Origin of the sequence: Pseudomonas sp. YuFO20 (assembly GCF_035064975.1) — a bacterium.
GTDB lineage: Bacteria > Pseudomonadota > Gammaproteobacteria > Pseudomonadales > Pseudomonadaceae > Aquipseudomonas > Aquipseudomonas putida_AE.
The window spans coordinates 46,776-60,082 of the sequence record NZ_JAXDEO010000043.1 but is presented as its reverse complement, the minus strand read 5'-3'; the positions used below and the strand labels follow the sequence as shown (position 1 = coordinate 60,082).

Annotated in this window: 8 protein-coding genes and 2 pseudogenes; 5 read left to right on the top strand and 5 right to left on the bottom strand. The window is 62.3% G+C overall.

Features of this window, described 5'->3' with window-relative positions:
• Positions 1–99: 99 nt before the first annotated feature.
• Positions 100–1,155 (bottom strand): tetratricopeptide repeat protein, encoded by a 1,056-nt coding sequence (locus SOP85_RS22315; RefSeq protein WP_323628266.1) that lies wholly within the window; start codon positions 1,153–1,155, stop codon positions 100–102.
• A gap of 147 nt (positions 1,156–1,302) precedes the next feature.
• Between SOP85_RS22315 and SOP85_RS22310 the strand changes: the two genes are divergently transcribed.
• The 3 genes from SOP85_RS22310 to SOP85_RS22300 are packed head-to-tail and all read left to right on the top strand — an operon-like array spanning position 1,303 to position 4,580.
• Complete coding sequence (locus SOP85_RS22310) at positions 1,303–3,438, top strand: FUSC family protein (RefSeq protein WP_323628265.1); 2,136 nt, start codon at positions 1,303–1,305, stop codon at positions 3,436–3,438.
• Positions 3,428–3,628, top strand: a complete 201-nt coding sequence (locus tag SOP85_RS22305) for a DUF1656 domain-containing protein (RefSeq protein WP_323628264.1) — start codon at positions 3,428–3,430, stop codon at positions 3,626–3,628. The genes SOP85_RS22310 and SOP85_RS22305 overlap by 11 nt, the downstream gene beginning before the upstream one ends.
• 4 nt (positions 3,629–3,632) lie before the next feature.
• The gene (locus tag SOP85_RS22300) at positions 3,633–4,580 is read left to right on the top strand and encodes an HlyD family secretion protein (protein WP_323628263.1); all 948 of its coding nucleotides are present in this window, start codon (positions 3,633–3,635) and stop codon (positions 4,578–4,580) included.
• Between the two features lie 209 nt (positions 4,581–4,789).
• Here the strand turns inward: SOP85_RS22300 and SOP85_RS22295 are convergent, their stop codons facing one another.
• The 4 genes and pseudogenes from SOP85_RS22295 to SOP85_RS22280 all read right to left on the bottom strand — a co-directional run.
• The gene (locus SOP85_RS22295) at positions 4,790–6,211 is read right to left on the bottom strand and encodes a TolC family protein (RefSeq protein WP_323628261.1); all 1,422 of its coding nucleotides are present in this window, start codon (positions 6,209–6,211) and stop codon (positions 4,790–4,792) included.
• Positions 6,211–9,390, bottom strand: a complete 3,180-nt coding sequence (locus SOP85_RS22290) for an efflux RND transporter permease subunit (RefSeq protein WP_323628260.1) — start codon at positions 9,388–9,390, stop codon at positions 6,211–6,213. The genes SOP85_RS22295 and SOP85_RS22290 overlap by 1 nt, the downstream gene beginning before the upstream one ends.
• Before the next feature lie 15 nt (positions 9,391–9,405).
• Positions 9,406–10,659, bottom strand: a complete 1,254-nt coding sequence (mexE, locus tag SOP85_RS22285) for a multidrug efflux RND transporter periplasmic adaptor subunit MexE (protein ID WP_274075804.1) — start codon at positions 10,657–10,659, stop codon at positions 9,406–9,408.
• 261 nt (positions 10,660–10,920) lie between these two features.
• Positions 10,921–11,037, bottom strand: a pseudogene (locus SOP85_RS22280) (outer membrane lipoprotein carrier protein LolA); the annotation flags it as partial.
• A 6-nt stretch (positions 11,038–11,043) separates the two neighbouring features.
• Between SOP85_RS22280 and SOP85_RS22275 the strand changes: the two are divergent.
• Positions 11,044–11,199: pseudogene (locus SOP85_RS22275) on the top strand (amidase); the annotation flags it as partial.
• Between the two features lie 49 nt (positions 11,200–11,248).
• Entirely contained in the window at positions 11,249–13,150 is a 1,902-nt protein-coding gene (locus tag SOP85_RS22270; protein ID WP_323628259.1) for an acyl-CoA synthetase, read from the top strand.
• Positions 13,151–13,307: the final 157 nt, after the last annotated feature.

Sequence of the window (13,307 nt, the reverse complement as noted above, 5' to 3'; positions counted from 1 at the left end):
GGCTTGCCGGCGAAGGCGATCTCAAGGACGCCTTCGCCGGCAAGCCGGGCTCCTACAGAAGCGCGCAGAAACATGGCATGGTGTTGTGTAACGGATCTTCTAGAGCCCTTGCTGCAACGCCGGATCATCCGGATTCATCTGTTCCAGCTGCGCCAACAATATCTGCACGTTCTGCAACTGCCCGCTTTCCTTCCAGTAATTGATCAGCAGCACCCGTGCCCGACGATCGTTCGGATGCCGCTGAACGATTTCCTGCAGCTGTTTCTGCGCCGCTTCCAGCTCCTGTTCGTCATGCAGCATCGTGGCCAGGTCGTAGCGGTAATCCCTGTTGTTCGGCTCCAGCTCCACCGCCTTGGACAAACCCAGCAGGGCGAACTCGTTTTGGCCGTGATGCAGCAACCACATCCCCAGCGCATGTTGCAGATAGGCCGAATCGGGTTGGGCCTTGAGTTGTTTGGCCAACAGTTGGCGGGCGGCGTCGACCTGGCCCAGTTTGTCCAGGACCTCGATCTGCATCACCAGTGCCGGCAGGTTGTCTGGCGCAAGGCGCAAGGTATGCTCAAGGGCCTGCTGGGCCTCCTTGAATTCGGCATTGTGCAGGTACAACCGGGCCAGCTGATATTGGTTGTCGGCGCTTTCCGGGGCGCTTTTCAGTACCTGTTGCCAGGCATCGATGGCCTGCTCCAGCGGGCCAAAATACAGGCCAAGATCATCCGGCGACAAGCCCAGCAGCGCATTGACGGCAGCGAAGCGCACGCGCTGCTCGCCGTCATCGAGCAACGGCCCCAGCAACAGGCTGCGTTGACCGCTGGGCACCAGCCCGCTGATGCTCCTGATCGCCGCGACACGGACCTGCGGCGCCTCATTCTGCAAGTCTGCATCCGCCAGTTTCAGCGCCACGGAACTGGGGTAGTTGGGCAGTTCGGCATGCAGCCAGACGCGCCGCTTGGGCGAAATGTCCGGGCGGGCCAATTGTTGGTAGAGCACTCGCGCGGCCCCCGGTTGGCCATTGCGGGCCGCCGTCAGCGCTTCGCTGTAGCCGCGCTTGATCGCTTCGGGCACCACCGGGGCGCTGCTGCGCACGAACATCCAGGCAAGGCCGACGGCAAACAGGACACAGAGGCTGATGAGCAGATAGCGGCGGGACTGGGGCATGCAGAATCCGGAAGCTGGCAGGCTTGGGCAAAGCTGTCAGCTTCGGTCAGGCACGGCCTGGAGTCAAACCCTGACTGCGATACTCAAACCTGTCGAGACTGCGCCGCAGTGACTACGCTTGCTGGATTGGACTGGACAGGCGTGCCCATGCAAGCGCTGTTGTTATACTTCAAGGCAATGCTCAACCCCGGGCGCGGCGTGCTGCTGTTCGCCCTGCGCACCATCGCGGCCGGGCTGTTGACCCTGTACCTGGCGTTCGTATTCGATCTCGAGCAGCCCAAGTGGTCGATCATGGCCGTGGTCATCATCAGCCAACCCTTGGCCGGCATGGTGCTGGCGCGCAGTTTCGGCCAGGTCATCGGCACCACCCTGGGGGCGGCGGTGGCCGTGGTGATCATGGCGATCTTCCCCCAGGCGCCGCTGCCTTTCCTCATCACCTTGTCCCTGTGGCTGGCGCTGTGCACCGCCGGTGGCACCTTGTTGCGCTATACCAGTTCCCAGGCCTTTGTCCTGAGCGGCTACACGGCGGTGGTCGTGGCGCTGCTGGCGGTGCCTGATCAGGATGGCACCTTCATGCTCGCCGTTACCCGCGTGACCGAGACGCTGCTGGCGGTGGCCTGCGTCTGCGTCGTCAGCCTGCTGACCGCGCGCCCGGAAGCGGTGGCCAAGGAGTATTTCGACAGGATCGATCAGGTCATCAAGCTGCTGGCAACCCATGCCAGCGCCGTGATCCGCACCGAGGAAAGCGAGGCAGACTTTCACCGTCGGCAAATGCAGCTGCTGGGGCAGATCAGTGCGCTGGAGGGGGTACGCCGGCATCTGTATTACGACGCGCCGCGACTTCGCAGCGCCGACGACCTGGTGCAATTGCTCGGCAACCAACTGTTGCTGCTGACCGCCCGACTCACCGCCTTGCGCCACCAGCGCGAGTTGCTGCTGGAGCGCTGGGTAGGCGAGATCCCGAGCGAAATACAGCATTTGCTCGGCGAAGAACTGGTGTTCCTCGATGAACTGGCCCGCCAGGGACGTGCGCTGCCGGCTGAGCAGCGGCGCCAGTTTGCAGGGTTGCAGCAGCGTTTCGATGCGCTGGCCTACCGGTCCGAGCAACTGACCGAGCCTTTGAAGGCGACCTTGCGCTCACTGTCCTGGTCATTGCGTTGGGAACAGGCGCGAATGCTCGAGCAGCTGGAAACGATTCTGGAACTGAGCGACGTGATCCAGAGCGGACGCAAGGCCAGCAGCGTGTTTCGCGGCCAGGCCAATCCGCTGCACCTGGATTTCACCCTGGCGACGATGAATGCCATCCGCGCCTGGTGCGCCCTGATGGTCGCCGGCCTGATCTGGATCGAAACCGGTTGGGACGGGGCGCGGGGCGGGATGGTGGTGACGGGGATCCTGTGCTCGCTAATGGCGACGTTTCCCCGGCCGTTGCTGGCTGTGCAGAGCTATGCCCGGGGGCTGGGCCTGGCGCTGGTGGTGTCGTCGGTGCTGCAGTTCGCGCTGGTGCCGATGATCAGCAGTTTCGAACTGCTGGCCCTGCTGCTGGTGCCGTTGCTCTATGCCGTCGCGGTGGGGTTGTCCAGCCCGCCGACCACGGGCACGGGGATTGGCCTGGGGTTGACGACTTTCCTGTTGCTGGGCCCGGCAAACACCGGTCTGGGGCAAAACACCGCGATCCAGTGGTTCGAGTTTGCCGGTGCCTACACCTGCGCCGCCGCGCTGGCATTGAGTGTGTATGCCTTGATCTTTCCGTTCCGGCCGGTCCTGCGCCTGCGCCGGTTGCATCAGGAGAATTGCGAGCAGGTCTACGCGTTGTTGAAATCCCCGCCCACCGATAAAAACCAGTTCGCCTTCGAAAGCCGCATCGTCGACCGCCTGACCACGATGCTCGGCCTGCTGCCGGCCATCCAGGACAAGCCAACGAAGGACCTGTTCGAAGTCAGTCTCGGTTGCATGGCGTTGGGCATCGCCTTGAACCAGCTCCGGCAGCAGGGGCAGGGCAACGCGCTGCTGAGTCCCGAGACGCAGAATCGACTGTCCGCCACCGTGCGCGAAACCGGTCGGCTGGTCGCCGGGCGGCCCGGCATCGAAGTCGATCGCGTGCTCGACAGCCTGCACGGCCTGGGCGATGAACTGGACGCGCTGCACTGCAGTGTCCATGAACAGCTGTGGTCAGTGTTTCGCATGCGCGTGGCGCTGTTGATCGTGGTGTCGTTCCTGGAACGCCACCGTGCTCACTTTGAGCCCGAACCCTCGCCAGGAGTACCTGAACTTGCCCATTGATGTGGAAATAGGCGGCGTCTACCTGCCGCCGATCGCCCAGGCGCTATTGCTGGGGCTGCCGATTTTCCTGGTGCTGGACTGGCTGCTGCGGCGCTTCGGTGTGTTGCAGTTCGTCTGGCATGAAGCCTTGTTCGAAGGCGCGTTGTACGCCTGCGTGTGCGCGACGCTGATCCTGGTGATGGGAGCCTGATGCCGTGAAGAAGATCCTTGCCCATCTCACCACGCTGGCGGTGGTACTGCTGGCCTTCGTGCTCGGCTGGTTTGCCTGGGAGCATTACACCCGCGCCCCCTGGACCCGCGACGCACGGGTGCGGGCTGATGTGGTGACCCTGTCCGCCGATGTCGCCGGACGCATCGTCAACCTTGCCGTGCACGATAACCAGCATGTGGAGAAGGGCCAGTTGCTGCTGGAAATCGATCCCTCGCGTTATGCCCTGGCGGTGGAACACGGCAAGCGCGCGGTGGAAGTGTCGAAGGCCTCGTTGGGGCAGTCGCAGGCGACCATCGTCGCCAGCCAGGCGTTGCTCAGGCAGCGGCAAAGCGAGGAGCGTCGCCGGCGGACGCTCAAGGAGCGTTCGGCGATTTCCGGCGAAGAGTGGGAAAAAGCCAGTACCGATGTGGCGGTGGCCGAGGCTGATCTGCTGCGCAACCAGGCCAACCTGGGGTTTGCCCAGGCCAATGTGCAACTGGCGAGCGCCGCATTGGCCGAAGCCGAACACGACCTGGAACGCACCCGGGTCGAATCGCCCATCAGCGGCTACGTCACCAACCTGCTGACCCGCCAGGGCGACTACGCCACCGCAGGCGGTCCCTTGGTGGCATTGGTGGACAGCGATTCGTTTTATGTCAGCGGCTACTTCGAGGAAACCAAACTGCCGCGCATCGAGGAGGGTGATCGGGTCGACATCGAGTTGATGAGTGGCGAACGTTTCGGTGGCACCGTGCAAAGCATCGCCTTCGCCATCGCCGACCGGGAAAACCTGCCGGGTGGACGCTTGCTGGCGAACATCAACCCCAGCTACACCTGGGTCAAGCTGGCGCAACGGGTGCCGGTAAGGATCAGGATCGACGATGACTATGCCGGTAAAGCGAAATTACGGGCGGGAACAACAGCGACCGTCACCGTCCAGGAAAAACACTAACCCTGTAGGAGCTGGCTTGCCAGCGAATGCGGTGGTTCAGTCACCTCAATGGTGAATGTGCCTCCGTCTTCGCTGGCAAGCCAGCTCCTACAGGGGGTGTTGTGGATTCAATACCGCGCAGGCAAAAAAAAGCCCCGCGACCGAATGAGACGCGGGGCCAAAAAATTGGTTGGTTGCGGCCAACCAAAGGAGCTCTGTAGAAAGTCGTGTTACTTGCTGGCGACCGTCTCCGGCTGCCAGCCACCGCCAAGGGCCTTGTAGATCGCGACAATGCCGCGGTACAGGTCGACTTCAGCCTGGGCCTGGGTGTCTTCCGCGGCCAGGCGCTCACGCTGGGCATCGAGCAGCACGAGGAAGTCGGCGGTGCCTTCGCGGTAGCGGATCTCGGCGAGGTCGGCAGCCGAGCGGCTCGATTCGCTTTGACGGATCAGCGAAATCAGCCGCTGCTGACGTTTACCGTAATCGCTGAAGGCGTTCTCCGATTCTTCCAGGGCCAGCAACACTTGCTGCTCGTAAGTCGCCAGGGCGCCTTCGGCATCGGCATCGGCGCCGCGCAAACGGGCGCGCACGCTGCCCAGGTCAAAGGCCGCCCAGGTGATGCTCGGGCCCAGTGCCCAGGCATTGGCCGCCGAAGAACCGATCTGCGAGCCACGCCCGGCGGTAAAACCAAGGAAACCACTGAGGCTGACGCGCGGGAACAGATCCGCCTTGGCCACACCGATCCGCGCCGTGGCCGATGCGAGTTGGCGTTCGGCACTGCGAATGTCCGGACGGCGTTGCAGCAGCTCGCCCGGATCTCCGATCGGCAGGGCCTTGGCAATGGCCGGCAAGTCCTTCGGACGCAAGTCGACCGTGAGCTTGTCCGGACGCTCACCCAGCAGGGTCGCGATGCGGTTTTTCTGCCGCACCTGCTCGGCCTGCAATTGCGGCACGCTGGCTTCGACCGAGGCCAGGCGCGCGTCGGCGCGTTCCACGTCGAGCTGATCGCCGACGCCGGCATCGCGCAGGCTGATGGTGATCTTGCGCGACTCCTGCTGGTTCTGCAGGTTGGCCAGGGCGATTTTCTCACGCAGCTGCGCACCTCGCAGTTGGCCATAGGCGTCGACCAGTTCGGCAATCATGGTCACTTGCAGTTGGTACAGGTCGGCTTCGAACGCCTGTTGCTCGGCGTTGGCCGATTCCAGGTTGCGCTGGATGCGGCCGAACAGGTCGATCTCCCAGGCCATGTCCAGGCCCAGGTCGTAGCGCTCCTGATTGACCCGGTCGGTGGTCTCGCCCGGAATCTGCCCTTTGCCAATGTCACTGCTGACGCGGCTGGTGATGGTCGGCATGGCGTCATTGCTGACGTCATCACGAATCGCCCGGGCCGCTTTCCAGCGGGCAAACGCGACGCGCAAGTCGCGGTTGCCTTTCAGGGATTCGGTCACCAACTGGTTGAGCGTCGGGTCTTCGAACTGCTGCCACCAGATGCCTTCGAATCGCGAGCGGTCGAAGTTCTTCTGGCCGGCAGCGCCGTCGGTGGCCGTGGTGATGTGGGCCGGTTCAATGGCTGGGGTCTGGTAGTCCGGGCCCACGGCACAGGCGCTCAGCGCCAATGCCAGCAGGCTCGGCAGGAAAGCTTTCAAACTCATCAGTGCGACTCCAGCTTCAAGTTGGCCTTGGCTGCTTTGCGCGCTTGGCCGCGTTCGACAAAGTTGCGAATCAGTACGTAGAACACCGGCGTCAGCAACAGACCGAAGAAGGTCACCCCGAGCATCCCGGAGAACACCGCCACACCCATGGCGTGACGCATCTCGGCACCGGCACCGCTGGAGAACACCAGTGGCACCACACCCATGATGAAGGCGAAGGAGGTCATCAGGATCGGCCGCAGACGCAGGCGGCAGGCTTCCAATACCGCGGCGAGCGGGTTCATGCCTTCGAGCTGTTTGTCCTTGGCGAACTCGACGATCAGGATCGCGTTCTTACACGCAAGCCCCACCAGTACGATCAAGCCGATCTGGGTGAAGATGTTGTTGTCGCCACCCGAAGCAATCACCCCGGTAATCGCCGACAGCAGGGTCATCGGCACGATCAGGATCACCGCCAGTGGCAGGCTCCAGCTTTCGTACTGCGCCGCGAGCACCAGGAACGCCAACAGTACGCAGAGCGGGAACACGAACAGCGCGGTGTTGCCGGACAGGATCTGCTGGTAGGTCAGGTCGGTCCACTCGTAGGTCATGCCGTTAGGCAGTTCTTCCTTGAGCAGTTTCTCGATGGCTTTTTCCGCCTGGCCGGAGCTGTAGCCGGGGGCTGCGGCACCGTTGATTTCCGCGGTGACGAAACCGTTGTAATGGGAGACGCGATCCGGGCCCGAGGTGTCGCTGACCTTGATGAAGGTCGCCAGCGGGATCATCTCGCCCTTGTTGTTGCGCACTTTCAACTGGCCGATCTGGTCGGACTCGAGACGGAACTGCTGCTCGGCCTGGACGTTGACCTGATAGGTGCGGCCGAAGCGGTTGAAGTCGTTGGCATACAGCGAACCCAGGTAGATCTGCAGGGTGTCGAAGATGTCGCTGACGGCCACGCCGTGGGTCTTGGCTTTTTCCCGGTCGATGGCGGCATCGACCTGCGGCACGTTCACCGTGTAGCTGGTGAACAGGCCCGCCAGTTCCGGAACACTGTGGCTCTTGGCGATGATGTTCATGGTTTCCTTGTACAGCTCTTCGTAGCCCAGGTTGCCCCGGTCTTCGATCTGCAGGCGGAAACCACCGATGGTGCCCAGGCCTTGTACCGGCGGCGGCGGGAAGATCGCCATGTAGGCTTCCTGGATGTCCGCGTACTGTCCGTTCAAGGCACCGGCAATCGCACCGGCGGACATGCTCGGGTCTTTACGCTCATCGAACGGTTTCAAGGTCACGAACACGATGCCGGCGTTCGGGCTGTTGGTGAAACCGTTGATCGACAGGCCAGGGAAGGCCACCGCGCTTTCCACGCCTGGCTGTTTCAGGGCCAGGTCGGACATGCGCTTGATCACGTCTTCGGTGCGGTCCAGGCTCGAGGCATCCGGCAGTTGCGCGAAGGCCACCAGGTATTGCTTGTCCTGGCCGGGTACGAAACCGGTCGGGGTGCTGGAGAAACCGAAGAAGGTCAGCACCATCAGGCCGGCGTACAGCAACAGGGCGATGCCGCTCGAGCGGATAACCCGGGCAACGGTGCCGACATAACCATGGCTGGCCTTTTCAAAGAAGCGGTTGAACGGACGGAACAACCAGCCGCCAAACAGCTTGTCCAGCACCTTGGAGAAACGGTCCTTGGGTGCGTCATGACCTTTGAGCAACACGGCAGCCAGGGCCGGCGACAGGGTCAGGGAGTTGAAGGCCGAGATCACCGTCGAAATGGCAATGGTCAGGGCGAACTGCTTGTAGAACTGCCCGGTGAGGCCGGAGATGAACGCGGCCGGTACAAATACCGCACAGAGCACCAGCGCCGTGGCAATGATCGGGCCGGTCACCTCACGCATGGCGCGCTTGGTGGCTTCCACCGGCGTGAGACCAAGCTCGATGTTGCGCTCGACGTTCTCCACCACCACGATCGCATCGTCCACCACGATACCGATCGCCAGTACCAGGCCGAACAGCGACAGGGCGTTCAACGAGAAGCCGAACAGATGCATCACGGCAAAGGTACCGATCAGCGAGACCGGCACCGCCACCAACGGAATGATCGAGGCGCGCCAGGTCTGCAGGAACAGGATCACGACCAGGACCACCAGGATCAGCGCTTCGAACAGGGTATGAACCACCGCCTCGATGGAGCCGAGCACGAAGATGGTCGGGTCGTAGACGATGCTGAAGTCCATGCCTTCGGGGAAGCCCTTCTTCAGTTCGGCCATTTTCGCCCGGACTTCATTGGAGATCTCGATGGCGTTGGAGCCAGGGCGCTGGAAGATCGGGATCGCCACCGCCGGCTGGTTGTTCAGCAGGGAACGCAAGGCGTACTGGCTGGAACCCAGCTCGACGCGGGCGATGTCCTTGAGGCGAGTGATTTCACCGTTTTCGCCAGAGCGAATGATGATGTTCTCGAACTCTTCTTCATTGACCAGACGGCCCTGGGTGTTGACCGACAACTGGAAGCTTTGCGCATTCGGGGCAGGGGGAGCGCCCAGTGCACCCGCGGCCACTTGACGGTTCTGCTCACGAATGGCTGTTACAACATCAGTTGCAGTTAGGTTGCGCGAAGCGGTCTTGTTCGGATCGAGCCAGACACGCAGCGAGTAATCGCCCATGCCGAACAGCTGCACATCACCGACACCGCCCAGGCGCGCCAACTCATCCTTGATGTTGAGGATCGCGTAGTTGGACAGGTACAGCATGTCGTAGCGTTTGTCCGGCGAGGTCAAGTGCACCACCATCGTCAGGTCGGGCGACGCCTTGTCCACGGTGATACCGATGCGCGTCACTTCCTCGGGAAGTTTCGGCTCGGTGCGGGTCACGCGGTTCTGCACCTGTACCTGAGCGTTGTCCAGGTCCGTGCCCAACGCGAAGGTGATGGTCAGGGTGATCTTGCCGTCGGCGGTCGACTGCGAGGACATGTACAGCATGTTCTCGACGCCGGTGATCGCCTGCTCCAGGGGAGCGGCTACGGTTTCACCAATGACTTTCGGGTTGGCACCCGGGAAGTTGGCGCGCACCACCACGGTCGGCGGTACCACTTCCGGGTATTCGCTGATCGGCAATTGGAACAGCGAGATCGCACCGGCGATCAGGATCAGCAGCGACAGCACCGCTGCGAAGATCGGCCGTGAAATGAAGAATTGGGAAAAATTCATCGGAGTCGTTATCCCTTAACCGCGTGGAGTCGCGGCAGCCACTTTCACAACCGTACCCGGCGCGACCTTGGCAGGCGCGACTTGGGGCAGGTTGCTGGCTTCCAGCGCTTGTCGTTGTTGGGCCAGGGCCGCGAGGGTTTGCTCGGTGGCCATCGGGATCACTTCAGGGGTGACCGGCGAGCCCGGGCGTACCCGCTGCAGGCCCTTGACGATGATGGTGTCGTCCTTGTTCAGGCCGTTGCGCACGATGCGCAGGCCTTCGATTTTCGGACCCAGCTCCACGGCGCGATAAGCCGTCTTGTTGTCGGCATCCATCACCAGCACGAATTTCTTGCCCAGGTCCGTACCCACCGCCTCATCGTTGATCAGCATGGCGTTGTAGGTGCCGCTGCCCACCAGTTTCAGGCGCGCGTAAAGGCCCGGGGTGTAGCTGCCGTCGCTGTTGTCGAACACGGCGCGACCGCGGATGGTGCCGGTTTTCGGGTTGACCTGGTTGTCGACGAAGTTCATCACACCCTGGTGCGGGTTGCCGTCTTCGTTGGACAGGCCCATGTACACCGGGGTGGTGGCGCCGCGTTTGCCCTGGCGGGCGAGCTGGGTGTACTTGAGGAACACACGCTCGTCGGCATCGAAGTAGGCGTAGACCTTGTCGGTGGAGACCACACTGGTCAGCGGGGTGGTATCGGCAGTCACCAGGTTGCCGGCGGTGATTTCCGCACGGCTGACGCGACCGCTGATGGGCGCGGTGACACGGGTGAAGCTCAGGTTCAGTTTGGCCAGGTCGAGCTGTGCTTGCAGGGCACCAACGGCGGCGCGGGCTTCCTGGGCAGCGCTGGTCCGCGAGTCGGCCAGTTCGGCGGAGATCGCATTGCTGGTGCGCAGGCGTTCGCCACGCTGGGCTTCGTTTTCGCTGCGGGTGGCGTTGGCGCGGGACTGGGCGACCAGGGCTTCGAGGCGACGGACCTCAGCCTGGAACGGACGCGGGTCGATCTGGAACAGCAGGTCGCCTTTCTTGACCAGGGCGCCTTCAGTGAAGGCCACTTCATCGATCTGGCCCGAGACCCGTGGACGAATCTCCACGGTTTCCGGCGCTTCGAGGCGTCCGGTGAATTCGTCCCACTCGTTGACCGGTTGCTCCAGCACCTTGGCCACGCTGACCTTGGCTGCGGGCAGGCTGGCGGCAGTCTCTGGCGCCTTGCCGCAGGCGCTCATCACCACGACGGCCAACAGGGCCAACGGCAAGCGCAAATGTTTGAATGACTGTTCCATGGATGCATCCGCCAATGTATTAAGATTGGCGAATGATGCTCGGCAGGGGTGGTATCGCACGAATCGAATGGGGCGAAGGTAACTATCATTCGGAATGATAGGAGAGGCCTGGGCAGCTCTCTAGCCTGCGCCTTGCGTCAGGAGGCAATCAACCCGGTTGATGGAAATTGTGTGTTTCCGGATTCGCAATGGTCCCTGTGGGCTGGCTTGCCGGCGATGGCGGCCTCAAGGTCGACTAATCTCCTGCGGCTGTACCCGATTAACTGTAGGAGCGAGCATGCTCGCGAAAAACCTGAGAGCACCGCGTGGTGTCAGGATCCCCGCGTCATCGTTGACCTCCATCGCGAGCAAGCTTGCTCCTACAAGGGCCCGACGCATCGGGAGTCTTCAGTGCCCTGTGGGTTTTCCAGCGACGGATTGCCCATTGGGTTACAGGTGGTTGGCGCGCGGTTTAACGATGATCAGGTGCTGCGGGTATGCCGGGCCTTTGAACAGGCGTTTCCAACCACGCATCCGCCGGCGCCAATAATCAGGAACTGACCTAAGCTGGCTGACACCCGCGGACCTTCATTGACGGAACGACAAGACCATGACTGCACCTGTATCTCTCGCCCGGCTGATTGATGTCGAAGCCCTGGAACACCAACAGCCACTGGCACAGCGCGACCTGCCTTCCAGCACCTATGAACTGTTGCAACGTTCGGCACGCCGCTTCGCCGAGCTGCCCGCCCTGAGCTTCCTGCCGACCGGCAGTATCGAGGACCAGCCCTGGACTATCAGTTACGCCGAGCTGTTCGCCAAGGTCACGCAAACCGCCAATGCCCTGCATCGCCTGGGTGTGCGTCCAGGCAAGGCGGTGTCCTTCCTGCTGCCCAACCTGCCACACACCCACTTTGTCATCTGGGGTGGCGAAGCGGCCGGGATCGTCAATGCCATCAATCCGCTGCTGGAGCCGCAACACATCGCCGAACTGATCCGCGCTTCCAATACCACGGTGCTGGTCACCCTGGCGCCGTTCCCCGGTACTGACCTGTGGCAGAAGGTCGCCACGTTGCGCGAGAGCCTGCCAGAGCTGGCGACTATCGTGACCGTCGATCTGGCGAACCTGCTGCCAGAGCCGCAACGCAGTGCCGTGAAGGCCCAGCGCCCGGCCATGCCGGAAGGTGTGCTGGACTTCGACGAAATGCTGGCTGCCTGCCCCGATGACCATCTGGAAAGCGCACGGGTGATCCGCCCGGACGACATCGCCTCCTACTTCCACACGGGCGGCACCACGGGCACGCCAAAGCTGGCACCCCACAGCCATGCAAACGAGGTGGCGATGGCCGAGATCATTGGCCTGCACGGTCGCTATGTGCCCGATGACGTGCTGCTATGCGGGCTGCCGTTGTTTCATGTCAACGGGGTGATGGTCTCCGGGCTCGCCGTCTTTGCCTATGGCGCCCAAGTCTTGCTCGCCGGTCCGCAGGGCTATCGCAATCCGACCCTCATCAAGGATTTCTGGAAGCTGGTGGAGCGATACCGGGTCAGCAGTTTCAGCGGCGTCCCTACCATCTATGCGGCACTGGCCCAGATCCCCAACGACGGCATCGATGTCTCGAGCTTGCGCTTTGCCCTGTGCGGGGCGGCCCCCATGCCCGTGGAACTGATCCGTCAGTTCGAATCCCGCACGGGACTGAAAATCATCGAAGGCTACGGCTTGACCGAAGGCACCTGCGCCACAGCGTGCAACCCCAGCGACGGAGAGCGCCGGCCCGGCTCCATTGGCCTGCGCCTGCCGTATTGCCAGGTCAAGATCGTCGTGCTCGATGGTGACGGCCATTACCTGCGTGACGCCGCGACGGATGAGGCCGGCACCTTGTGCCTGCGCGGCCCCACGGTATTCAAGGGCTACCTGCAAGCGGACAAGAACCAGGGTCTGTGGCTCGACGGCGACTGGTTCAACACGGGCGACCTGGGGCGCATCGACCGCGATGGCTACATCTGGCTGACCGGTCGCAGCAAGGACTTGATCATCCGCGGCGGCCACAACATCGACCCGCAGGTGATCGAGGAAGCCCTGCATCACCACCCTTCGGTCGCGCTGGCCGCTGCGGTGGGCAAGCCTGACATCAAGGCCGGCGAACTGCCGGTGGTCTACGTCCAGCTCAAGGCCGGTGAGCAGGTGGGCGAAGCCGAGTTGATGGAGCACGCCATACAACACATTCACGAGCGTGCCGCGCTCCCCAAGAATATCTGGCTGATCGACCAGATCCCGTTGACGGCCGTGGGCAAGACCTTCAAGCCCGCCTTGCGCCTGGATGCGATCCGCCGGGTGTTCGAGGAGGAGGTCTGGCAGGTGGCAGCCGATGGCCAGGTGGAAGTGCTCAGTGACGATCGACATGGGCAGCGGGTGGATATTCGAGTGGCTGGTCTGGATGCTGGGCAGCGCAAACAGCTGGAGCAACGGCTTGGAGGCTACTCCGTGCACTATGTGCTGCATTCGGCGTGAGCCATTCGGCAGGGTGAACCCCAAAGTAATATTAATTCCTGAATTGTGTGGTTTATCCGGTTCATTAGAAGATAAGCCACAATTAAAGGGAATTATGTTTCTTGAATTCGATGGATGATAATTCTATAATTTTGGGTATTAAGTGGCGTAAATCGAC

Bases quoted from the DNA above. Each gene is read 5' to 3' on its own strand.
- SOP85_RS22295 (WP_323628261.1), bottom strand. From the start codon at position 6,211: ATGAGTTTGAAAGCTTTCCTGCCGAGCCTGCTGGCATTGGCGCTGAGC.
- SOP85_RS22290 (WP_323628260.1), bottom strand. From the start codon at position 9,390: ATGAATTTTTCCCAATTCTTCATTTCACGGCCGATCTTCGCAGCGGTG.
- mexE (WP_274075804.1), bottom strand. From the start codon at position 10,659: ATGGAACAGTCATTCAAACATTTGCGCTTGCCGTTGGCCCTGTTGGCC.
- SOP85_RS22310 (WP_323628265.1), top strand. From the start codon at position 1,303: ATGCAAGCGCTGTTGTTATACTTCAAGGCAATGCTCAACCCCGGGCGC.
- SOP85_RS22315 (WP_323628266.1), bottom strand. From the start codon at position 1,155: ATGCCCCAGTCCCGCCGCTATCTGCTCATCAGCCTCTGTGTCCTGTTT.
- SOP85_RS22270 (WP_323628259.1), top strand. From the start codon at position 11,249: ATGACTGCACCTGTATCTCTCGCCCGGCTGATTGATGTCGAAGCCCTG.